We start from the raw sequence: 23,924 nt of genomic DNA on the forward strand, positions 1-23,924 counted from the left end.
CTTACAGCTTGCAGCTTAAAGCTTAAAGCTCCCCTGATATCCCGAGCGGCTCTCGTATGGCTTTAGTAAAAAAACGCGCCGCTCTCCAAATCTGGGGGGATGTGATTTTTGCAATTTTCCTTCGAGAAGTAAGGGGTAAATCGAGTGATAAGCTTGGTATTGCTTGGTCAGTAGTTTCGCCAGTTGCCTTTATCTTTTTCCTTTCATTTTTCCGGGGGAAACTGGATGGAGGAATGACACACGGTGTTCCAACATTTTATTTTATGGTTTATGGGATGATACTGATACAGTTTTTTTTAGGCACAGTTTCTTCAGTCAGTGGAGCAATTACCAAAAATAAACCATTATATGCTTTCAGACAGGTACAACCGTTAAGTTCTGTAATCGCTATAACAGTCTTGGAACTTCTTATTAAGCTATTCGTAGTATTCGCAATAGCTGTGATTTGCTTCTTTTTAGAAGTGGAATTTTATATTGCAGATCCTTTAGAAGTCATTCTTATCTTTATTCGTGTTTGGCTATTCTGCACTAGTATTGGCCTAATATTTGCGCTATTGAAGTGTTATGTCCCTGAGCTGGATAAAATACGTTCGTTGGCTATGAGACCGATGTTTTTTATCTCAGGGTTGTTTTTTAGTCTGCAAGATTTTCCAAGAGAATATTGGCCTTATTTAAATTGGAACCCTTTGCTTCACGCAGTGGAGCTAACGCGTTATGCTGCTTACCCAGCATATGGAAATGTGGGAGTAAGCTATTTTTACTTGGATCTGTTTACCTTACTGAGTTTATGTTTAGCTCTTTCTTGTTACCACATTGGTTGGAAGCAGGCTATTAGTCGTTAATAATGTACGCATGAGTATTTAGTGAAAGAGCAAAGGTATTAATAACTAGGTTTAGAAAATGGGAAAAGACGCAGTACAAGATCGATTTAATAATTTTAGAAAAGGCATTAGCAGGAGGGAGTTCAATCGGGTCGACTTTCTTGTTGCTAGAGCTGAGCAATTCAAAGCGGAAGATCCAGAGCTTGCAAAAAGAATTTTGACTCGCGTTGAAAATCTGAGAAATCAGGTGGATGACGTAAGCCATAAATCATCGATTTCAGGTTTGGTTGAAAGTGAGAACAGAAAAGCCAATCAAAAAATCATAGTAAAGAAACAGGGAGATGACAGTCAAAAATCGACAACTGAATTAAATCCGACTACTGTTTTAAAAAGGCCCTTTATTCTTTTCGTTCTAATTCCAACCGTTATATTTAGCATCTACCAAATCTTTCTAGCTACAGAACGTTTTGAAAGTCAGGCTAAAGTAATAGTTCAGCAGCCTGACGGTATGGCTACTTTGGATGCATCTATGGCGCTCTTTTCTGGACTGGGGGGAGTACCCACTGGGAATTCTGATACAGAATTGGTGAAAGCTTACGTCTATTCATTTGATATGGTGGAGTACCTAAATGATAGGTTGAATCTCCGTACGCACTTTAGCATGTATGATGCAGACTATTTCAGTCGAATCCATGAAGGTGACAGCCGTGAGAAGATGCTTGAATTTTATAAGGAACATATTGAAGTCCAAATAGATGAAAAATCAGGTGTGGTTAGTATTTTTACTCAAGGCTTTACTCCTGAATATGCTCAACTGGTAGCTGAGACTATCGTTAAGCGTGCTGAATGGTATATCAATTCTATTGGTCACCAGCTAGCAGAGGCTCAACTTAAGTTTGTTAAGGGTGAACATCAAATCGTGGAAGATAAATTGGCAGATGCTCAGACCCGCCTGCTTAAGTTCCAGCAAAAATATAATCTTTTGGATCCGACAGCGGAAGGTTTGGCAATGCAGCAAATAACTTATACGCTAGAAGGGCAGATATCAGCAAAAGAAGCAGAACTAAAAGCCTCGCAATCTGTTATGAGCTCTGATGCTCCACAAGTTATCGCATTAAAAGCAGAACTGACAGCACTTAAGTCACAGCTAAAAAGTGAACGAAGCAAGCTATCTCAGGAAAATGGAGGTGAATCAATTCCAGTTAGTGAAATCCTTGCAAAATATACTGATTTAAAAGTGAAAATGGAGCTTGCTCTACAGTCATATACTGCATCTCAGGTTTCACTAGAAAAGTCACGAATCGAAGCATACCGCCAGATGAAGTACTTGATAACAGTCGAATCAGCTACTTTACCAGAAGAGTCAAAATACCCGAATGTCTTCTACAATATAACTCTCTTTCTTGTGGTGCTAAGTATGACATTTGCAATAGGTAAAATAGTTTTATCGACAATAAGAGAGCTTAAATAGAATCAGGGCAAGATCATTAAAAAGCCTTATGGAATAGGGGCTCAATCGGGAAGATAATTTAACTAAACTTATCGCCAACCACTCAAAATTGCAAACAAAACAATGATCGATTTGACGATCTAAACTCGCTGTGATCATATACTGTTTTTTACAGTTGAGATTCTAAGTCATGAACGGATTAAGCCTTTTGGACCACATTTCAATAATACAAGACCCACGCCAAGCCTGGAAAATAGAGCATAAGCTATCAGATATTATTTTTCTGACGGTAGCTGCTGTGATTGCAGGTGCAGAAGGTTGGAAAGATATTGAAGACTTCGGAGAGGATAATCTTGAATGGCTTAGACAATATGGCGACTTTGAACATGGTGTTCCGGTTCATGACACGATAGCCAGAGTAATGAATTTAATTTCAGCGAAGCAATTGCAAAAGTGTTTTTCTGCTTGGATGAGAGATTGTCATGAAGCGGCTAATGGTGATGTTATTGCTATTGACGGAAAGACTATTCGAGGTACTTACAACAAAGAAAAACGTTGTGGTGCGATTCATATGGTTAGCGCCTTTAGTGCTGCAAATCAGGTTGTTCTGGGGCAGGTAAAAACAGCGGAAAAATCAAACGAGATCACAGCAATACCAGAGCTATTGAAGCTATTAGAAATTCGTGGGTGCCTTGTCACTATTGATGCTATGGGCTGTCAGAAGGAAATAGCTAAACAGATAGTAGATAAAGGAGCGGATTATCTTTTTGCTGTAAAAGGCAATCAGCCAAAGCTAGAAGAAGCGATGGGAAAAGCCTTTAATTCTGCGATGCTGAATAGCTACGAAGGCGATAAGTATAGTACTCAAGAAAAAGGGCATGGCCGAACAGAGACTCGAATGGCACTGGTAAGCCATGACCCATCAGAGCTTGGTGATGTAGAGTTTGACTGGGCAGATTTAAGCACTTTAGGTGTTGTTGTTTCTATCAGGCAAGAAGGCGACCAGCCAGCAGAAGAAATGACGATCAGATATTACATCAGCTCAGCTAAGTTAACGGCGAAAGAACTGATGGAAAAGTCCAGAGCGCATTGGAGTATAGAAGTTCAAATGTATTGGCGACTGGACGTTGGAATGAATGAAGATAGCTGTCGAATTCAGCGAGAACATGCTGGTGAGAACTTAGCAGTAGTTCGGCATATAGCTTTAAACCTGCTGACGGAAGAGAAAACTTTCAAGGCGGGGATAAAAAGGAAGCAGAAGAAGGCGAACAGAAGTAACGCCTATCTTTCTCTAGTCCTTGCAGGGCAAGGGGCTTCGTAATCTTGCCCTGGATGTTCATGACTTTTCCGTGCAGTAGCTGTATCTTATCGCTTACAGCTTAAAGCTTACAACTTGATATTTTTATGAAATTTATAGAAACAGATATACCAGACGTTAAGATTATTGAGCCTACTGTATTTGGTGATGATCGTGGCTTTTTTATGGAGACTTTCCGAACTTCTCTGTTTAAAGAGCAGTGCAGTGAAAGAGAGTTTGTGCAGGAGAATCACAGTAAATCCAGCCACGGAATATTGAGAGGTTTGCATTATCAGACCGAGAATACTCAAGGGAAATTAGTCCGTGTTGTGTCTGGGTGTGTTTTTGATGTTGCTGTAGATATGCGTAAAAGCTCTCCGACATTTGGTCAGTGGGTGGGAGTAGAGCTATCAGCTGTTAATAAAAGGCAATTGTGGGTGCCGGAAGGTTTTGCTCACGGATTTTACGTGATGTCTGATGAGGCTGAGTTCGTATACAAGTGTACGGATTACTATAACCCAGAGGCAGAAATCTCAGTAAAGTGGGATGATGCGGATATAGGTGTAAACTGGCCTTTAGGCGATGGTCAGGCTCCATGCCTGTCTGGTAAGGATGAAGTAGGATTATCCTTTACCGAAGCACCAAAGTTTAGGTGATTTATGCGTCTTTTTATTTCAGTAGTCTCTCACAGACATCATAGCATCATCATTAACCTCGAATCGGTTCGTTTGTTAGCAGAAGACACGAATGTAGAGGTAGTATGCAGAGATAACGTGCATGTTCACGTGTTAGAAGATACCTGCAAGGATATTGGTGCTCATTATATAGCTAACAAAAAGCCGCAGGGTTTCGCTGCAAATAATAACGCCAATTTTATCTACTGCAGAGAGCAGTTAGGGATGCGAGATGACGACTACTTCGTTATGTTTAACCCAGATGTATATATCGACAAGCAAAATATACATCAACTTAGGAGAGAACTACGAAACAGGAAGCCTTCGCTGGCAGTGCCAAATTTGTTCTTGGATAAGGAAGAATATGTTCACGATGACAACATTCGTACATATCCGAAATTTTCTCAGTTCGTAAGAACCTATCTGTTTAGTGAACGCACAACAATGGTGAACCGCCGTAAAAAGCTTAAACATAGCAGTAACTATTGGGCAAGCTGCGCATTTATGGCAGTACGGGCGGAGCTTTTTCTGAACAGTCATGGTTTAGATGAAAAATACTATATGTACTGTGAAGACGTAGACTTTTGTTACCGATTGAAGGAGCAGGGCACCTATTTCCACTATCTGGAAAATGTAAAAGCCGTACACTTCAGAAGGAGAAGAAGCAAAATGTTCCTAAGCAAACACTTCTTCTGGCACGTACAAAGTGTGCTAAAATACAGCCTCACCAAAAAAACATTCCAGGCAAAACAATCCCAACTAGAGCAATTAAATAGGCAGCTGTAGCAAGATTCGGCTTTTCCGACAGCCGACAGCCGACAGCCGACAGCCCCATGATAGACATCATCCTAGCCACCTACAACGGTGAAAAATACGTCGAACAACAACTCAAGTCGATCCAGAATAATGTTGACTACGATAAGCTAATATCGCGTGTGATAGTCGTGGATGATGGCTCACAAGACGGGACTACAGATATTGTTAAGGTTTTAGCTGCAAGTGATAACAAGATCGTTCTGGAAAAAAACATTAGTGGAGCGCATGGCGCATGCGAAAACTTCGCATTTGGGATCAGCCTGAGCGATGCAAACTATATAATGCTCTGTGATCAGGATGATATTTGGCTAAAGGATAAAATTTCACTTTCATTCAGCCGAATGATTGAAGCAGAAAAAAGAAACCCAGATAAACCAATACTCGTCTTTTCTGATAAGCAAATTGTTGATGAAAACCTAAATCTTATATGTGATAGCTATTTTCAACTTAAAAAGATAGATAAAGGTTGGCACCATAGCTTTGATCGGTTGCTTCACCAGAATGTAATATCAGGCTGCACCATGCTGTTTAACAGAAAGCTAAGTCAGATAGCGCAGCCAATCCCTTCTGATTGTTATATGCACGATTGGTGGATTAGCCTTTTTGCATCCAAGTTCGGACAAATTGAATTTATTGATAAGCCTTTGATCCAGTACCGTCAACATGCCAATAATACCATAGGTGCCAGGCAAAAAGGGCTGACGCTTGTTACTAATTTCTTTTATCACTTGGATTCCTTTGAGGGTAGTTTTCGAAAAACAGCCCAACAGGCTAAGTTATTTAAAGAGCGGGTTGAAATGCCTGGACATAAAAAACAAGATCAAGCCACGGATACGCTGATTGCTTTGGCAACTGTTGAACAACAAAGCATTGTCGAGCGATTAAAATATTTTAATAGCAATACAATAACAAGAAGCAATGCATTCGGCCGATTTGCATTGTTTCTCACTTTAATAAGATTACCAGTTTTAGATAGATAGTGATTATTTACCGGATAGTGATAGTTAAACAATGAAAAAAGTACTAATAACAGGCCGAGATGGTCAGTTGGCGTGGGAATTGGGGCAAACCATGCCGGAAGGAATAGAGCTCAAGTCATTAGGCATAGAAGAGCTTGATATTTCGGACGACTCTCAAGTTAATAAGGCAATGTATAGCTTCAATCCAGACTTTGTAATTAATACAGCGGATTACACGGCAGTAGACAAAGCTGAATCAGATAAAGAAACAGCCTACGCAGTAAATGAAAAAGGATGTGAGTATTTAGCTATCGCTTGTAAGAAACACAAAGCTAAATTAATACACGTATCAACAGACTTTGTGTTTGATGGGACCAAAAGTACTTCTTACCAACCAGACGATCAAACGAGCCCCATCTCTGTTTACGGTGCATCAAAGCTAGCGGGCGAAATTAAAATAGGCGAAATACTAGGCAGCGAAGCAACCATCATCAGAACGGCTTGGCTATACTCGGTCAACGGTAGTAATTTCGTAAAATCCATGCTACGCCTAATGCAGGAAAAAGAGCAACTAAGCATAGTCTACGATCAAGTTGGTACCCCAACTTGGGCAAAGGGCCTGGCAAAAGTAATTTGGGCACTACTTCAATCCGACAGCCGACAGTCGACAACTGACAGCCGTATTTTCCATTGGACCGATACCGGCGTTGCATCATGGTTCGACTTCGCTGTAGCAATACAGGAATTAGCGACCGAAAAAGGTATGTTGAAAGATGAAATCCCAGTCTATCCAATTCCAACACCCGCGTATACAACCCCTGCGAAACGTCCAAGCTTTAGCATAACAGACAAAACACTTTTAGAAGAGATTTGTGGTATAAAAGCGGCTCATTGGAGAAGACAACTCTCATCGATGCTTGATGAGCTAAATAGTCATTGTTCATCTAATGTGAATCGATTCAATGAAGTGGATAAAAAGAAACATGAATTGGAATTAACATTGGTTCAAGAAGATTTAGAAAAAGCCATAATTAATAATAATTTTAGTTTAATTAAACCCATATATAAAGGTGAATAAATGCTCTCGCCTAAAGAACGATTTGAAAGAAATGTTATAGGTCAAGATTTATCTTGCAGCGTATGTTTAACTTATGAGCAGTTGACAGATATAGCTAGTGAAGATTATTTTCCAAATAGTTGTTTATCAAAATACAAAAAAATCTTATCTAATGTATTGGATGAACTTGATAGTATAAAAAACACATCAAGTTTTAAAGCATATAAAAAACATCTTCGTAATATTTACGTACAGCTTAATAATTCTAACATTCACCTTGTTAATAATATAGAACTATATTCATGCCAAGTTTTGGACGTTCTGTTATCAGACGTAAGAGCAGTAAATTATCTTGATTCGATATATGACTTAGCCCTAGTTATAGGTCAGGAGTACTATTTAGCAAACTCACTCCTGGATAAAGGAAGAGATGTACTATTTAATTTAGAAAAGCACCCATCAAAGTTAAGAACTGTTTCAAAACTTGTAACACTAATAGATGATAGTTACGATACACTTTTAGGTTATTCAGAGTTTATTCCTTCAAATTATCTTCTGTGTTTTTTATTTTCTGCTGCAAAAAATAAAGAAGATATAAAATTATGGGAGAGGAAATTAAATACTATAACAGGCGAGACGGAATTAGATTATTTATTTGAAGTCATATATCGATCTCCATCCAAATTAGGATACTTGCATGACGCTTCGAAATTATTAAATTTAGCCAGAATTTCGAATAAAGGAAACTATTTGAAAGTAAGTTTCATCTTGCAAAGTTTACCAATAAGCAAAGAATTTAATATTAGTTCATGTACCGATACTTTTATTAAAATACTATCTCTTCCAGAGAAAGAAGTTAAAGAATTTTATTGGAATATTCGAAGGCTTGAATTTGACAAAGGTTTTACACTAAAATTAACCAATGAATTATTTAAAGAAAATAAAATATCTCTAAATGAACTTACAAGAGACAAAAAAATACTAATTTTAAAGCTATGTGGTAATCACCTTTCTGAGCCTCATATTAGAGAAGTTCTTGATAGTGAACCTGATGCTTATAATAAAGTAACTTTAGCATCACTTTTGGGTTTAAATTATTACTCTAGATCTTTGGTAAGAAGAATTAATTCAAAAAAAGAAATCTACCCAAACTTAATTATGGGCGAGGTATGTGAAGATAATCTTGAAGTTTATTTTGAGAAACTTCTTGAAGAATTTGAGTCATTTTCTAGTTGTCAGGAAGTAGTGAAAACTGGCCCTCTTATAACGGTAATAATCACAACCTATAACCCTAATGTCTCGTTATTTATCTTATCAATCCGCTCTATTTTAAGTCAAATATATAAAAATATTGAAATAATTATTGTTGATGACTGCTCAAAAGATGAAATAACATCCAAGCTTAAAATTGAACTTAGTAAGTTAGATTTTAAAGGAATAAATTATCGGTTGATATCGAATGAAAAAAATATAGGACAATATCGTTCGAGAAATAAGGCCATTGCTTTATCAAATGGTGAATATTTTGCGATCCAGGACGATGATGACGTATCTCATCCGACAAGGCTTTATAAACAAATGTCAGCGTTAAACCAAGGGGCAATAATGTCATTTGCAAAGCATATAAGATTCAATGAAGATTTGAGTATATCAATAGATGACAAGAAAGAATTGACTATATTTGGAGATGGACCAGCTACTTTATTATGTACAACTAAATATGCGTTACAGATTGGTGGATTCAGGGATATCCGTAGTCGAGGCGATATAGATTTTCGAGAACGAATGACACAAGTTTTTGGAGCTAGATATATTGATTTACAAGAACAGCCACTCTATTTCATGCGTGCATCTATGTCAACTATTTCATCCGTTTATGAATATTTTCATGGCGATAAGTTAAATTACTATAGAGATTTAATGATTAAAAGGCCGAGCGCAGTATAATGAAAGTGATAATATCTTTGACTACAATTAGTTCTAGAATAGATAAATTGGATAAAGTTATAGAGTCCTTGATTTGTCAAGAGATTGATAGTGAATTTGAAGTCCACTTACATATATCAGAAGAAAGTTATTTGTTGGATGAGGGAATTAAGCAAATACCACAACGTCTAAAGTCATTAGAGGCTGATAACCGAAATTTCAAGATAAAATATGTAGAGAACATCGGGCCTTATAGGAAAATCATACCAATACTAAAAGATATAAATAAAGGGAAATTATTTTGTGATTATGTTGTCACAGTAGATGATGACACAATTTATCCGAAGAATTGGTTGAATGAGTTGGTTGCCAAGATTATTAGCCTTGAGTGTGTTGTAGCCTATAGAGGCCGGAGATTAGACATAAATGATAATGGTGAAATCAAACCATATAGATCATGGAAACACTCTAGTGATGAGCTTTTATCTCCAGATATTCGTACGGTAGGTACCGGGAAGGATGGCATTATTTACAGACCCGACTATTTTCATCCTAATGTTTTGAACATGGATGAGGCATTGGAAGCTTGTGGGCATGCTGATGATTTATGGTTAAAAGTTCACACCGCGATTATGGGAGTAGAGACTGTGCTTATAAATCAAAAATTACGGGATCAGTTCGAAGATATTGGTGAAGAAGATGAACAAACCCTATATAAGGTTTTTAATAAAAATGGCGGGAATGATAGAGCTATGTCCAACATTAAAAACTATATACTGATCAAATATGGATTAAATCTAACAGATGTTTTTAAGTTTAATAATAAACTTGGCTCGAGTTGGTTTAATGAAAACTTTTTAAAATCCCTCTGAGGCTACAATGGCTAAACTTATTTTACACATTGGTACGCACAAAACCGGAACAACAACCATCCAACAAGACTTATATGATAATATAGACGCCCTTGAATCAAATAAAATTCTTTATCCTACGTACTCTAAGTTTCTTGGTATCAAAGATCATTATGCACATTTAGATATAGCAAAAGCTATTATGGATGATAGCGAAACGATAAATAGAGATAAAGTTGTCTCTTTTTTTAAGGACGTTTATTCATACTCCAATGAAAATGATATTGAAAAAGTTATAATTAGTGCAGAACCGTTTTATCGGGGGTTATGGCCTGAATGTGAATGTGAATGTGAATGTGAATTTTGGGAAAAAAAAGATGCATACATTAATTATTTATCACAAATAACTTGTTTTGATGACATAGAAGTTGTCATAGTTCTTAGAAAACAAGATGACTATTTGGAGTCTCTATATAACGAACAGGTAAAAGTTACCAGATACTCTAAGAATATCATGACATTTTACAAAGAATTTCATGAACGGTTTGAGTATAAGAAACAAATAGAACACTGGCAAAAATATTTTCCTACGATCAATGTCCTTACGTTTGATGAGCTCATAAATAATGGGAATCTTACTAAAACCTTTTTAGAAAATCTAAATATTGACAACTCTATACTAGAACAACTTAATTTTCCTAACAGAATTGCTAACGAATCATGGCCCTTAGAGATTGTTGAATTGAAGCGTCAGCTAAATGGATCTATGATGAGTTTAAATGAGCTTCGACAATTTCGCTCTATGTTTACTGGTTTAAACTTAAAAGAAATTGGTAAGTTTACTTTTAAGTATACTAGGCTTGATGAGAATGCAAGAAGTAAAATTTTAGATGATCATTGCCTAGATAACGAATCTATTTTAAAAAACTACTTTTCTGAAAATCAAGCTGAATTATTTCCAGCTAAAAGAAATAGTTATCCTGTGGTTACAACAATTAATACTGCGAACGCTATAGCGATGTTATATAAGTTGAATTTCAAATGATTAATAAAATTAGAAATAAGTTACTTAATTTAAGTTCAAAAAATCATGTAGTCATTGATATTGTGACTAAAGATCATATATCTGGTACGGTTAAATATACGAATAAAAAATTCATCCAATTTTTAATAGATTCAGGTGCTAAAGAGTATAGTCACGATGTGGTGTTAAATTATTCTGATCAAGAACGGGTTCGTTTTTCGATACCATATAGCATGAAAGGAAATACTGTATTTGTTACCTGTCGAGACTATCGATTCAAAGCGAAATATGATAAGCGTACTCATGTAAACTTTAGTATTGATTCTATTAATAAAAACGTGATTTCTGGTTGGGCTTTTGACTGTGATGAAGAAACAAATGATGTTATCTCATCAATTTTAATTGATGGAAAGATTCCTGAATATATTTTAGAGTATATTGAACGCGCGGATATTAATTCAATTCTTGAATTAAATAATTGCAAGCTTGGATTTAATATAACAGTAAGTCCAAAGTTTCTTAATGTTGGAAAAAATAAAGTGACAATTATGTTTAAGTCAGGAAGTAGTTTTGATGCAGATATCGAAATTTCTCCTGATGACTACCTTAGACTAGAACTATTATATAAAAGAACAAATGAAAGCCTTTTTAGGAATAAAGTGCAAGAGCAGATAGATGAGATATATGATGAAATAGTAAACACAGATATATCCGGTTCTGATTTAGAAAAAACAATATCTACGCTTATTATTAAAGTGGCTGAAATCAATGCAAAGCTCTCGTAAGCTTTTTCGGTTGCCTTTATTATTTTCATCTTCGCAAGGAGCGCTGGATTGTATACATGAAGGGCACATAACTGGCTGGTATATATCACACAATAATGATCATAAATTTAAATTATTTGCTAATGGAACTTTTTTGGGGTTATATTCATGTAATTCTTTCCGTCCTGACTTAATAAATATATCTGATAAAGAGCTTTGTGGATTTAGGATACCAATTTGTCCTAGCCTGCTAATAAATCGTAGAATATCTTTTAAGCTAACCGATTGCTTAGGGAAAGTTGTTTGTAAAAAAACACTGATAATTGAGAACCAAAATTCCACTTATAATACAAATTTCGACTTGAAGGACTATTTATATTGGGCCAGAGAAAATAGTCTCACTCCTTATGGTCTTTATAATTTTAGTCATAAATTGATTCATACGCAAAAGAGTTTTCAAAAACGACTGACTACATATAATAATGAATTGATTAAGTTTTCAATAATTATCCCGACTTATAATCGTTCAAAATATATTATTGACGCTCTGAACTCTGTCAAGCAGCAAACGTACTCTAATTATGAAGTTATCATAGTTGATGATGGTAGCGATGATAATACTAAGCAAGCTGTGAAAAATTTTATCAGCGATGACTCTAAGTTTCAATATATCAACTATCAACCAAATAGAGGTGTGTCTATAGCAAGAAATATAGGTATTAAACAAGCATCAGGTGATGTGATTGCATTTTTGGATAGTGATAATACTTGGGATAGTTCATACTTAAGAACGTTATCATATTTTTATGATAAATATAACTGGGTGGATTCATATTATACAGGTATGGAGATTTGGATATCTGATGCAGTCAACTATTTTTATAAAACTGGCATAATGATGCGAAAATTTTCCTATGAGTCGTTGAAAATAAGCAATTATATTGACCTAAATTGTTTTAGTTATCGTAGTTCCAAAAAATACTATTTTGATCAAAAACTAAATAGATTAGTTGACTGGGAATATATCTTACGTATAGCTAGAACAAATAACATACGACTAATACCATTATCTTTGGTTAGATATCAAATTTATGAAAATCTTATTAGAATTACTAATTCGGTGGAAATAAAACATAACTTGGACTTAATAAAAACATACATTCAGGATCATCAAAAGTGAGCATGTGCTTTAGTGTGTAATATCGTTGCTGAGCAAGTTGAGGAGCTAGAGATCGTAAAAAAGGCCGCCACCTACTTCGCGAAGAATCAAAAGTAGATTACTATGAATTTATGCTCGAACACCTACTGAACTTCAGTGTCGTCCGTATGGCTAAGGTGTTCGGAGTATCTCGAAGTGGGTTTTATTACTGGGTTGAGCATCGCCACAAGGCCATTCAGCGCGAAGATAGCCGTAAGGTGCTTGATACGGTCAAAGAGGCTTTTGACAGCAGTAAAGACCGTGATGGCGCGAGACGTATCCAAAAAGAACTGGCAGATAACGGTGATAGTCACAACGTCAAAACCATTGCCGCCAGTATGAAACGTCAGGATTTGACCCCAAAAGCTGCACGCAAGTTTAAGTGTACAACGGACAGCAAGCACAAAATGCCTGTTGCTCCGAACCTGTTGGCTCAAGATTTTAACGCAACGGCTCCGAACCAAAAGTGGGCTGGTGATATTACTTATCTTGCCACTAGCGAAGGCTGGTTATATTTGGCGGTAATTATTGATCTGTACTCACGTCAGGTGATCGGCTGGTCTATGGATACAAGAATGACGGCAACTTTAGTCTGCGATGCACTATCGATGGCTCTGTTCCGTCGAGGGTTCCCTGAGCAGGTTATTGTTCATAGTGATCGAGGTAGCCAGTACTGTTCAAAAGACTATCGAGATCTCATAACTGCTTATAATCTAAAACAAAGTATGAGTAGAAAAGGAAATTGCTGGGATAACGCTTGTGTCGAGAGCTTCTTCCATTCAATGAAAGTTGAAGCGATCCAATATGAGCCGATCATGACGAGAGGTGAGATGCGCCAAACGATCTTTGAATATATAGAGGTTGATTATAATCGGACAAGAAGGCACAGTGCTCTTGGGTATCTGAGCCCAGTTAACTTTGAAAATCAAAATGTCGCTTAATGAAGTGTCCAGTCTGGCTGGTGCAGATCAGAAGTTCAAATGCACTGGCGACTGGACGTTGGAGTGAATGAAGATAGCTGTCGAATTCAGCGAGAGCATGCCGGTGAGGTAAGCGTTCACCAGTAGGTACTTGACCTGGGGGATCACAGGCCAAATACGTTAGGGTAAGGTTGCCGAAGGGTAACGGCCTGCACGATTTCGGTTAGAGACGACAAGGTAGACATTCCTCGCTTATTGCAGGTCTCAACGAGTGAATGCATACGGCCTCTGAACTTGTCACCTGCATCAGATGTCGTGCCATAGCTGATTTTTCGTTGGATGACGCAACCTCGTATCCGCCGCTCCGCTTCGTTATTGGTTAGTGGTATGGAGGTATCGGTCAAGAACAGCCATAAGCTTTGTCGATGAGATTGTAGTTTTTCACATCGGCCTTTGTAACGTTGTACTACTATTCCGCTGCCTTTTTGAAGCCAGTGGTCAAACGATTTTCGAAGCCGGTTCATGCGCCGGATATACTGTTCGTACTGGATTTCCGCATTTTCAAAACGGTGACGTGTTCTAAAAACCATATTGGCGATATGCGTCAGGCGTTTTCCTACAAAAGCAGTATAACCAGCACCGCTATAATCGGCGATTTGCTGCAGATTTCGCTTTACATGAGCCCAACATAATTGGTGTTTTTCTGGCTTCAACCAGTTATAGCTTGGACATTGGTCGGTGACAACCAGACCGGTATAGTTCTCACCTAACACAGTTTTCGCTGAATGAGCTGAGCGAGAGAACAAGATCTTTTCGTAGACAAGGTCTTCACTGGCAACAAGCCAGCACCAGCGTAAACTTTCTTCTCCATTGCGAGGGTGAGAAGTTTCATCAACATGAACCAGTGGCGCTCTTTGGATACTATCTTGGATTGCGTGGTGTAACGGAGTCAGCATTGAAGCGACTTTGGTCTGTGCTTCGCTGATGGCCCCAACTGAGAATGTTGTTCCAAGTTGCTCTTTTAACAGCGAACGGATCTTGCGGATACCTAAATGATATTGCCCAGCTAACACAGCGATATAGCTGAGCAGGTTGGGCCCCATGATACCTTGGGATACATTCTCGGGTTTCTTTGCTCTAACGACCTCATTGCAATGGCGGCACTGGCCCGAAAATAATCGGTACTCAGTGATATCGACAGTTGGCTTTGGTATCTCGTGCACCTGGTGTCGATAAAACGGCTTATCGTGAACTGAGATCTCTGATTCACCGCAGCACGGACAAGTTGAGTCAGGCAAACAATCGATGACAACGTCGGTGTCTTTTAGCTTCGAGAGTTGTCGTTGACACCCTGGGTGGCCTTGTTTAGCTCCTCTCGGATTGCGGCCACCAGAGCTTTGAGCTTTTTTCGTTCAGCTCGCTCTTTGGGACCATCGGAAGAAGGAGGCTTTGAAGAATTGGAGCAACTGGTTTTCAATTTATCTTCATAGTGACGTAGTTGCTCCCACAACTCTTCGATGAGTGCGTTAGCTTCTTTGATATCAGAGGCAACAGGTGCCGCTTCTGCGAATTTGGATTTCTTCTTTTTCATATCAACAGCATGAAGGCTGAAAAAGATCACTCAAGAAGAAAAAGTAGATCAAGTGCGGTGGGTCACACTTGATTTGTCAATGAGGGACTGGTGAACGCTTACCCGGTGAGAACTTAGCAGTAGTTCGGCATATAGCTTTAAACCTGCTGACGGAAGAGAAAACTTTCAAGGCGGGAATAAAGAGGAAGCAGAAGAAGGCGAACAGAAGTAACGCCTATCTTTCTCAAGTCCTAGCAGGGCAAGGGGCTTCGTAATCTTGCCCTGAATAGTAATCATAGAGATAAACTAGTAATTCGGTTCTGGTTTGCATCTCGGTTAATCGAATGTTTTCCTTGGAAAAAAATACATATTGTCACGAGTCAAAAATGGAAAAAAAAGATAATCCGGTTTTTACTAACTCGATAAATTATTGGGAACAAAGGTATGCAAACGGGCGAACCTCAGGAGCCGGCTCCTACAACAAGTTAGCATCATTCAAAGCTCAGGTTATTAATAGCTTTGTTGAAGAAAAAGGAATTAATACTATTTTAGAGTTTGGCTGTGGTGATGGAAATCAATTATCGTTTGCCAAATATCCTAAGTATGTAGGACTTGACGTTAGTCAAACCGCAATAGAATTGTGTAAAAAACGATTCCAAGATGATCTTAACAAAACTTTTTATTTGGTAGAACATTACACGAATGAAACAGCAGAACTGGCATTATCGTTAGATGTTATTTATCATTTGGTCGAGGATTGTGTATATGATGACTATATGAGAAAATTGTTTAATGCTTCGGAAAACTATGTGATTATATATTCCAGTAACTTCGATAGCGGTGACGGGGAGTGGGCCGAACATGTTAGACATAGACACTTCTCAACCTGGGTTGATGATAATGCTCCGAATTGGAAGCTAATTTCATATATCAAGAATAAGTATCCTTATACAGGTAGCCATAAAACGGGGACTTTAGCTGATTTTTATATATATAAACGTACTAACCTAATATCTACACGTCAATAATGTGTAGATAGATGTGTAATGTCATTTAAAGAACTGGGTTGTGAGAGTTACTTGGGGGGTTAGTAATTCTAAACAGAAAGTCGAAATTTTCCGTGAACGCGTTAATCAACCCATCTATGTCAATGTTATTATAGGTTGCAGGTAGCGTAAGTGGTTGGAGATGGGTGAAGGTGCCTATTTTTTCACAGAGCTTGGGACGGTTTTTGAGGGACTTGGCCTGTAAATAAATTCTAAATTGAACAAAAATGCGAGTGCAAAAGTGAGTATTGTTGAATATAGTTTTAAAAAAGAGATTCCAGCAAAATTAAAAAAATCTACATATAACTCTTTATCAATCCATGAAGCTAGCTTAGACGGCTTTTATTTAAGTAAGAAACATTCTACAGATGATTTGGAAATTTATTTAAAAGTTGGTACAAAGGCAAGGCTACCAACCATTATTACAGTTGATCCGAAAATTAAGTCAAAAGTTTTTATTGCCGGCAATTATGATAACAGGTTTAAGATAAAGATCGTGGAAGGAGGGGCTAGTATTTTTCTTGGAGGTAATACTAAATGGTGCAGATTTTCCGGCAGTCTTGAAGTCAAGGGAAGTAGTTATGTAGTGTTAGGAAGGGGGTGTTCTTCGAATGATTGTGAGATTAAAGTTAGCTCTCAGTCTATTATAATCGGAGACGATTGTATGTTTGCTGAAGGTGTGAAGATAAGGACACATAGTGGACATGGCTTTTTAATGTTAGATAGTGGTGATGTAAAAACCGTATCAAGTCCTTTGTTGATAGAACCCCATGTATGGTTAGGTCAAGACGCAAAAATTTTCTTATGTGAATATATTGGTGCATGTAGTGTCGTTGGTTATGGTTGCTTAGTATCAAAACGAGTTGAAAGATTTACTACAGTTAAAGGTTCTCCTCCTATTGCAAGAAGTATGAATGAAAAATTGTGGTTGAGAAGCTTTAATAATAGAAATGAAGAGCTTGCCAAAAAAGCATATTATCAATTTATATTGAAGAATAATAGTGCTTTGTAGGTGATGTTGGATTTAATTACTGTAACCCGAAAATAATAGATAAACATGCTGTAGTCAGTATCCTCATCATGGCTTGAATTCTTATGATATTGCGAAGTTTTTTTAAAAGAAATAAAGTAATTAATTACTTATATAGTCGTATTGTTTCGGTCTTATTTTCTGTTGATACACTTTTACTTATTCAAAGAACGCAAGATGGTATATTGCGTAAAATTAAATTGAGAAACTCTAAGTGTAACACAAAAATTGTACTTGTTTTGGATGTTAGGAGTAAAGACGTAAATGTTGAACATGCAAAAAGAACTATCGATTCGTTATATAATCAGAATTTTTATAATTGGCACCTTTACGTTATCGGTGAACTTGCTGATTTGTTAGAAGACGATAATCGAGTTACTTCTACGCTTGTTAATTTACCTGAGGGAACTTTTATAGGTCAAATTTACGTTGGTGATATTTTACATAGAAATGCCTTACTAGCATTCGCAGAAGAAATAACGAAGAATACTCATTTATTGTATTGTGATCAGGACACTATAAACGTTTCAGGTCAAAGGGTAAATCCTATATTTAAACCAGAATGGAATGATGAACTTTCTTATTCTACTTTTTATATGGGGAGCCTGACCTTATACCGATTAAGGTGCTTTGGGAGTTTGCATGGTTGGTTAGGCTTTGATTCTCATTACCAACGTGTCTTGCATCTCAGAAGAAATAGTGATGGGATATTTCGACATGTAGACTATATACTTTACCATAGCTGTACAAATCATGAAAATCCCGTTTTAGAAACTGATTTGATAGAGTTAAACAAGTTTTTAGAAAAATATAAAGCAAAAGCTATGACGGGACTAACTACGGATAGCTATAAAATAAACTGGCCATTGCCTGATATATTGCCATTGGTCTCAATAATTATTCCAACAAAAAATGCACATAACATAGTTAAGCAATGCATTGATAGTATATATAAATTAACATCTTATCAAAGGATTGAAATTATTTTAGTGGACAATCAGTCAGATGATCAAAGGTCGACCGCATATTTTAATTCTCTTGAAAGTAAAGGAAAAGTAAAACTTCTTCGTTTTGATGGTCCGTTTAATTATTCTGCAATCAATAATTTTGCTGTTGCAAATGCCAATGGCGAAATACTGATTTTGATGAATAATGATATTGAAGTTATTTCACCCGAATGGTTGACAGAAATGGTTCGTCACCTCTGTAGAGATGAGGTGGGTTGTGTTGGTGCTAAGCTTTATTATCCAAATGATACTATTCAGCATGCTGGTGTTATACTAGGGTTAGGTCGTTGTGCTGGTTACAGTCATAAACATTATCAACGTAACGATAATGGCTATATGAATCGACTCAAGTTGGTTCAAAATTATGGCGCAGTTACAGCGGCTTGCCTTGGAGTCCGTAGAGATGTGTATGAAGAGGTTGGTGGTTTAAATGAAGAAAAATTATCTGTTGCCTATAATGATATTGATTTCTGTCTGAAAGTTCAGAAAGCCGGTTATCAAAATGTATGGTCTCCTTATATTGAACTTTATCATCATGAATCTTTAACTAGAAATGACGATTTTTCACCTGAAGAATATACAAGATACATGTCCGAGCTTGATTATATGCAAAGGACATGGAAACTGGACAAGTTTGTTGATCCAGCATATAGCCAGTGGTTAACAATTTCGAAGGAGGATTTTTCATACGATGATCCTGTCTTCTTTCATGTGACACAAAAATATTAATGCGCAATTATAAGATAAAACTAGCTGCTATAGCTCGTGACGAGGCTGCTTACCTCCCTGAGTGGATATTTCATCACCTGTACTTTGGTTTTGACGAAATCGAAATTTATGTTAACAACACATCTGATAATACAGCGAACCTATTAAAAAAAGTAAGGCTGATGCCTGTTAAGATCGTTGATGCTGATAGATTGTTTAAAACATCTAGAGGAGATTTTCAGTTTAGAGCCTATCAGCAAGCCGCGAGTAAAGCGAAAGCAGATGGCTTTAGTCATATAATGTTTTTAGATATTGATGAGTTCTGGACACCAAGAGATTTTACTACGTCAATTCATGCAGCTATTGATCAATTTCAGAACCCACAGGTGCTTAGTTTTCACTGGTTACTACACTGTGATGAGGACAAGTATTCTAATTGTTATAAACCTTCTATCCTGGTAAAGCAGAGCGATCACTTAAAAACAATTTTTAAGACAGATGCTCCATGGACGTCAATCGGTTGTCACAATATTATTGGCGATGGCCTGGACTACAGGGCGGCAGATGGGAGCAAACTCTCATTCGATGATGATGATGTACATAGGGCTACGGCCAAGCCCTCAGATGCAAAAATAGCTTCTTTCTTCGTTATGCACCGCATGTTTCGTAGTGAAATGGAATATATTTCATTGCTTGGTAGAGGGAGGCCAAGTTCCCTTAAAGTGAAGAACAACCGACCTGGATATTATTCCAAGTTCTCCAACTTAACTCAGATAGAAATAGATAAAAAGGTTCTTGAGTCTTATTACTCATCATACAACGACTTTATTCTAAAGTATTCGCTTTCTGCCGAGATATCGAAAGCACAGGACTTTGTTCGAAATCGTTTTAACTATGTTCTGGACTTAGCGAGAAAAGCTGATGGTGAAGACGCATTAACTTTCCACAAAGTATTCGACTCGATAAATATTCATGAAGTCAAAGAATTACGTGCTCAGCTTGAGCAGAAGATGCTGGTCGAAAAGTTAGTCAGAGATCAGAGTCAAGATTACTCATTTAAGCTATTTGTACTGTTTCTTAAGGCTAGATTGTGGCGAAAGTTAAACCGAACTGAAAAGGCATATCAGTGCTTTGCTCAAGCAGCAAATTTATTAAGTAACAGGAAACGTATTGTTAATGCGGATTTGGTTCAAATTGTTTTGGAAAAAAATGAGTATCCCCCAGGTAAAATGGCCAATATTCATCGAGATATTGCGAGAGAGTTGTCTAGATCTGGCCATTATGAGGATGCTTTCAGTTTTATTGACAAAGCGTTGGAATTGAGGCCTCAAGGCTCACTTATTCAGAAGCTTCATGCGTCTATAAGAAATAAGATGAATAAACAAATACGTTTAAAATAAAAGAAAACTACTATTGAATTAAAATAAAATTAGGAAGCTCGATGAAAATTGCAGTATCAGGTACAGGTTATGTTGGTTTGTCTAATGCGATGTTACTGGCTCAGAAACATGAGGTTGTTGCTGTAGACATAATTGAAGAGAAAGTTGAGTTACTTAACGCAAAAAAGTCTCCTATTGTAGACAAAGACGTTGAGTCATTTCTTCAAAACAAAGACCTTCATTTCACTGCTACCTTAGATAAGGCGTCAGCATATAAAAACGCTGACTTTGTAATTATTGCCACGCCAACGGATTATGATCCACAAACGAATTACTTTAATACATCGTCTGTAGAATCAGTGATTCAGGATGTGACAAAGGTAAATACTGATGCTGTTATGGTAATCAAATCAACTGTACCGGTTGGTTATACTGAAAAAGTAAAAAAACAGTTCAATTGTGAAAACATAATCTTTTCTCCTGAGTTTTTGAGAGAGGGTCGAGCGTTATATGACAATTTGCACCCTTCTAGAATAATCATCGGTGAACGCAGTAAGAGAGCCGAAAAGTTTGCAAGCCTTTTAGTCGAATGCGCTCTCAAAGAGGATATTCCCGTACTTTATACGGATTCCACTGAAGCGGAGGCGGTTAAGCTTTTTTCTAACACATATCTAGCAATGCGTGTTGCATATTTCAATGAACTTGACTCATATGCAGAGGTTCATGATTTAAATGCACGACAAATAATAGAAGGTATAGGGCTCGACCCTCGTATTGGGAATCACTATAACAATCCTTCCTTTGGGTATGGTGGGTACTGTCTACCAAAAGATACGAAGCAGCTCTTAGCTAATTATAATGAAGTACCTAACAACATTATCGGTGCTATTGTTGAAGCAAATAGAACTCGTAAAGATTTTATAGCAGAATCTATTATTCGCCATCAGCCAAAAGTCGTGGGTATTTATAGACTGATAATGAAATCGGAGTCTGATAACTTTCGTGCATCTTCTATTCAAGGTATAATGAAGCGTCTCAAAGCAAAAGGCATAGAGGTGGTTGTATATGAACCTGTCTTAGAAGATGAACGCTTTTACAACTCTAGAGTGATTCGTGACTTAGAAGAATTTAAATCTGTAGCGGATGTAATAGTGGCAAACCGCAAGGCATGTGTACTAGAAGACGTTGCTGAGAAAGTTTATACGCGAGATCTTTTTGGTTCAGATTAATTAGCTAAGTAATTGAAGCACACCTATGATCCAACTCCAAAACCTAACCAAATATTACCCCTCCGAACTAGGTAACCAATACATTTTCCGCGATGTAAACTTTAGGTTCCCGGAAGGCCATAGCATCGCTTTGTTAGGCTCAAACGGTGCAGGTAAATCCACTTTGTTCCGTATCATTGCCGGTAGCGAATATCCAAATAAGGGTAAAGTAATAACTGACAAAGCTATCTCTTGGCCTGTAGCCTTGGCAACAGGCATTCATCCGCAAATGACCGGCCGTGAGAATACCCGCTTTATTGGTAGGGTAAATGGTGTGGCTGATTTGGATGAATACGAAGAGAAGGTAAAAAATTTTGCCGAGCTGGGCATCAAGTATGACCTACCTGTAAAAAGCTATTCTAGCGGTATGCGCTCGCGCCTAGCTTTTGGTACTTGTATTTCTATCGACTTTGATGTTTACCTGATTGATGAAGCGACATCTGTTGGTGATCAGAAGTTTAGGAAAAAAGCCAAGCAGGCGCTTATGCAGAAAAGTAGGGATGCTAGTGTTATCATGGTTAGCCATGATATGAAAGAAATTAGAGAGTTTTGCAATAGCGCGATTATTCTTCATGAGGGGGAACTGACGTTCTATCCGGATTTGGAAGAAGGGTTGAAGGTTTATGCGGAGCTTTAAAAGAAAATTTGGCTGTCGGCTATCGGCTGTCAGTTGTCGGAAAAATATAAAAACTGAGAGCTGAAAGCCGAAAGCTGACAGCTAATTAGGAAATATGGATAAAAACAGATTAACTCATTTAAAAGCGTTGGAAGCTGAATCTATTCAGATTATGCGTGAGGTGGCGGCGGAGTTTGATAATCCGGTAATGCTTTATTCAATTGGTAAGGACTCTTCTGTTCTGCTTCATTTGGCGCGTAAGGCTTTTTACCCTGGGAAAATTCCTTTCCCTTTGATGCATGTGGACACTAACTGGAAATTTAAAGAGATGATTGAGTTTCGTGATCGTCTGGCTAAAGAGTACGGCTTTGACTTACTTGTTCATAAAAACCCTCGTGGTATGGAAATGGATATCAACCCGTTTGTTCATGGTAGTGCTAAGCATACTGATATCATGAAAACGGAAGGTTTAAAGCAAGCTTTGGACAAGTACGGTTTTGATGCTGCCTTCGGTGGTGCTCGTCGTGATGAAGAAAAGTCTCGTGCGAAAGAGCGCGTATATTCTTTCCGTGACAAAAACCATCGCTGGGACCCAAAAAACCAGCGTCCTGAGCTGTGGAATGTTTATAACTCAAAAGTAGAAAAGGGTGAGAGTATTCGCGTGTTCCCTCTGTCTAACTGGACAGAGCTGGACATCTGGCAGTACATCTACCTGGAGAATATAGAGATTGTACCTCTGTACCTTGCAGAAAAGCGCCCTGTGGTTGAACGCGATGGTGCTTTGATCATGGTTGATGACGAGCGTATGCCATTAGAAGAAGGTGAAGTACCAGAAATGAAAATGGTACGATTCAGAACTCTTGGCTGTTACCCGCTAACCGGTGCTGTTGAATCTGAAGCGCAGACTCTGCCTGAAGTTATTCAGGAAATGCTGCTATCTACCACTTCTGAGCGCCAGGGGCGTGTTATAGACCATGATTCTGCGGGGTCTATGGAGAAGAAGAAGATGGAGGGTTATTTCTAAATTCCGTAGGGATTTGGAAATAACGCTGTCGGCTTTCGGCTGTCGGAAAATCAGACTTTAGGCATGCTTTGTTTTAGTAAGCTCTTCAGTACTTTTTAGTGGAAAGGTATAAGGGTTTGCTTATGAATTTTGAGAAATTGGATGTTTGGAAGATGTCTGCTCGGTTATCAGCGGATTTGTATAAAGCGACATCGGAGCTTAGAGATTTTGGTTTTCGTGATCAGCTGACACGAGCAGGGCTATCTGTTCCCAGCAATATCGCCGAAGGCATGACAAGAAGTAGCAATAAAGAAAAACGCCGATTTTTAGAAATTGCGCGCTCTTCGGTAGCGGAAGTAAGAACGCAAATTTATATCGGCATCGAAATAAAATACTTACCTTTGACTGATGCTAAAAAGTGGATCTCAGATACACAAAGAATCTCCCGAATGCTAACGGGATTAATCAAATCAGTCGAACCTGACTAGATGGGTGGTTTTCCGGCAGCCGATAGCTGAAAGCCGAAAGCCCCCCCAAGGA

The 23,924-nt window shown here is 37.8% G+C and carries 22 protein-coding genes and 2 pseudogenes; 22 read left to right on the forward strand and 2 right to left on the reverse strand.

Annotation, left to right across the window (positions count from 1 at the left end; translation table 11 throughout):
* Positions 1-56: 56 nt before the first annotated feature.
* From L3Q72_RS23245 to L3Q72_RS23305, 13 genes and pseudogenes are all read left to right on the forward strand, one after another.
* Positions 57-842 (forward strand): ABC transporter permease, encoded by a 786-nt coding sequence (locus L3Q72_RS23245; RefSeq protein ID WP_275132931.1) that lies wholly within the window; start codon positions 57-59, stop codon positions 840-842.
* A 58-nt stretch (positions 843-900) separates the two neighbouring features.
* Positions 901-2,292 carry a lipopolysaccharide biosynthesis protein gene (locus L3Q72_RS23250; RefSeq protein ID WP_275132932.1) on the forward strand — a complete coding sequence of 464 codons (1,392 nt, stop codon included), beginning with the start codon at positions 901-903 and terminating at the stop codon, positions 2,290-2,292.
* Between the two features lie 169 nt (positions 2,293-2,461).
* A complete protein-coding gene (locus L3Q72_RS23255; protein ID WP_275132933.1) occupies positions 2,462-3,592 on the forward strand; it encodes an ISAs1 family transposase in 1,131 nt (376 codons plus the stop codon).
* An 83-nt stretch (positions 3,593-3,675) separates the two neighbouring features.
* Entirely contained in the window at positions 3,676-4,224 is a 549-nt protein-coding gene (gene rfbC, locus L3Q72_RS23260; RefSeq protein WP_275132934.1) for a dTDP-4-dehydrorhamnose 3,5-epimerase, read from the forward strand.
* A 3-nt stretch (positions 4,225-4,227) separates the two neighbouring features.
* Entirely contained in the window at positions 4,228-5,028 is an 801-nt protein-coding gene (locus tag L3Q72_RS23265; protein ID WP_275132935.1) for a glycosyltransferase, read from the forward strand.
* A gap of 47 nt (positions 5,029-5,075) precedes the next feature.
* A complete protein-coding gene (locus tag L3Q72_RS23270) occupies positions 5,076-6,038 on the forward strand; it encodes a glycosyltransferase family 2 protein (RefSeq protein ID WP_275132936.1) in 963 nt (320 codons plus the stop codon).
* A gap of 31 nt (positions 6,039-6,069) precedes the next feature.
* Positions 6,070-7,095 (forward strand): dTDP-4-dehydrorhamnose reductase, encoded by a 1,026-nt coding sequence (rfbD, locus tag L3Q72_RS23275; RefSeq protein WP_275132937.1) that lies wholly within the window; start codon positions 6,070-6,072, stop codon positions 7,093-7,095.
* A complete protein-coding gene (locus tag L3Q72_RS23280) occupies positions 7,096-9,021 on the forward strand; it encodes a glycosyltransferase family 2 protein (RefSeq protein ID WP_275132938.1) in 1,926 nt (641 codons plus the stop codon).
* 17 nt (positions 9,022-9,038) lie between these two features.
* Positions 9,039-9,872: a hypothetical protein gene (locus L3Q72_RS23285; RefSeq protein ID WP_275132939.1), complete on the forward strand. Its 834-nt coding sequence runs from the start codon at positions 9,039-9,041 to the stop codon at positions 9,870-9,872.
* A 7-nt stretch (positions 9,873-9,879) separates the two neighbouring features.
* Positions 9,880-10,896, forward strand: a complete 1,017-nt coding sequence (locus L3Q72_RS23290; RefSeq protein ID WP_275132940.1) for a hypothetical protein — start codon at positions 9,880-9,882, stop codon at positions 10,894-10,896.
* Positions 10,893-11,660 (forward strand): hypothetical protein, encoded by a 768-nt coding sequence (locus tag L3Q72_RS23295; protein WP_275132941.1) that lies wholly within the window; start codon positions 10,893-10,895, stop codon positions 11,658-11,660. The genes L3Q72_RS23290 and L3Q72_RS23295 overlap by 4 nt, the downstream gene beginning before the upstream one ends.
* Positions 11,644-12,819 (forward strand): glycosyltransferase family 2 protein, encoded by a 1,176-nt coding sequence (locus L3Q72_RS23300; protein ID WP_275132942.1) that lies wholly within the window; start codon positions 11,644-11,646, stop codon positions 12,817-12,819. The genes L3Q72_RS23295 and L3Q72_RS23300 overlap by 17 nt, the downstream gene beginning before the upstream one ends.
* A 24-nt stretch (positions 12,820-12,843) precedes the next feature.
* Positions 12,844-13,778: pseudogene (locus L3Q72_RS23305) on the forward strand (IS3 family transposase); the annotation flags it as partial.
* Between the two features lie 143 nt (positions 13,779-13,921).
* On the opposite strand, the gene L3Q72_RS23310 reads toward L3Q72_RS23305, so the two are convergent.
* Together L3Q72_RS23310 and L3Q72_RS23315 are read right to left on the reverse strand one after the other, a co-directional pair.
* Positions 13,922-15,064: an IS66 family transposase gene (locus tag L3Q72_RS23310; protein WP_275133778.1), complete on the reverse strand. Its 1,143-nt coding sequence runs from the start codon at positions 15,062-15,064 to the stop codon at positions 13,922-13,924.
* 17 nt (positions 15,065-15,081) lie between these two features.
* Positions 15,082-15,348: a DUF6444 domain-containing protein gene (locus L3Q72_RS23315; protein ID WP_275132943.1), complete on the reverse strand. Its 267-nt coding sequence runs from the start codon at positions 15,346-15,348 to the stop codon at positions 15,082-15,084.
* A 104-nt stretch (positions 15,349-15,452) separates the two neighbouring features.
* On the opposite strand from L3Q72_RS23315, the pseudogene L3Q72_RS23320 reads away from it, so the two are divergent.
* The 9 genes and pseudogenes from L3Q72_RS23320 to L3Q72_RS23360 form a co-directional block, all read left to right on the forward strand.
* A pseudogene (locus L3Q72_RS23320) lies at positions 15,453-15,602 on the forward strand (ISAs1 family transposase); the annotation flags it as partial.
* A gap of 111 nt (positions 15,603-15,713) precedes the next feature.
* Complete coding sequence (locus L3Q72_RS23325) at positions 15,714-16,355, forward strand: methyltransferase domain-containing protein (protein WP_275132944.1); 642 nt, start codon at positions 15,714-15,716, stop codon at positions 16,353-16,355.
* A 259-nt stretch (positions 16,356-16,614) separates the two neighbouring features.
* Complete coding sequence (locus L3Q72_RS23330) at positions 16,615-17,385, forward strand: hypothetical protein (RefSeq protein ID WP_275132945.1); 771 nt, start codon at positions 16,615-16,617, stop codon at positions 17,383-17,385.
* Positions 17,386-17,468: 83 nt separating this feature from the next.
* Positions 17,469-19,139 carry a glycosyltransferase gene (locus L3Q72_RS23335; RefSeq protein ID WP_275132946.1) on the forward strand — a complete coding sequence of 557 codons (1,671 nt, stop codon included), beginning with the start codon at positions 17,469-17,471 and terminating at the stop codon, positions 19,137-19,139.
* The gene (locus L3Q72_RS23340) at positions 19,139-20,518 is read left to right on the forward strand and encodes a glycosyltransferase family 2 protein (protein ID WP_275132947.1); all 1,380 of its coding nucleotides are present in this window, start codon (positions 19,139-19,141) and stop codon (positions 20,516-20,518) included. The genes L3Q72_RS23335 and L3Q72_RS23340 overlap by 1 nt, the downstream gene beginning before the upstream one ends.
* 41 nt (positions 20,519-20,559) lie before the next feature.
* The gene (locus L3Q72_RS23345) at positions 20,560-21,726 is read left to right on the forward strand and encodes a nucleotide sugar dehydrogenase (RefSeq protein WP_275132948.1); all 1,167 of its coding nucleotides are present in this window, start codon (positions 20,560-20,562) and stop codon (positions 21,724-21,726) included.
* Between the two features lie 25 nt (positions 21,727-21,751).
* The gene (locus L3Q72_RS23350) at positions 21,752-22,402 is read left to right on the forward strand and encodes an ABC transporter ATP-binding protein (RefSeq protein ID WP_275132949.1); all 651 of its coding nucleotides are present in this window, start codon (positions 21,752-21,754) and stop codon (positions 22,400-22,402) included.
* Between the two features lie 94 nt (positions 22,403-22,496).
* The gene (cysD, locus tag L3Q72_RS23355) at positions 22,497-23,405 is read left to right on the forward strand and encodes a sulfate adenylyltransferase subunit CysD (protein ID WP_275132950.1); all 909 of its coding nucleotides are present in this window, start codon (positions 22,497-22,499) and stop codon (positions 23,403-23,405) included.
* A gap of 122 nt (positions 23,406-23,527) precedes the next feature.
* On the forward strand, positions 23,528-23,872 hold the full coding sequence (locus L3Q72_RS23360; protein WP_275132951.1) for a four helix bundle protein: 345 nt from the start codon (positions 23,528-23,530) through the stop codon (positions 23,870-23,872).
* The last annotated feature ends 52 nt before the right edge of the window (positions 23,873-23,924 follow it).

Source organism: Vibrio sp. JC009 (assembly GCF_029016485.1).
Lineage (GTDB): Bacteria > Pseudomonadota > Gammaproteobacteria > Enterobacterales > Vibrionaceae > Vibrio.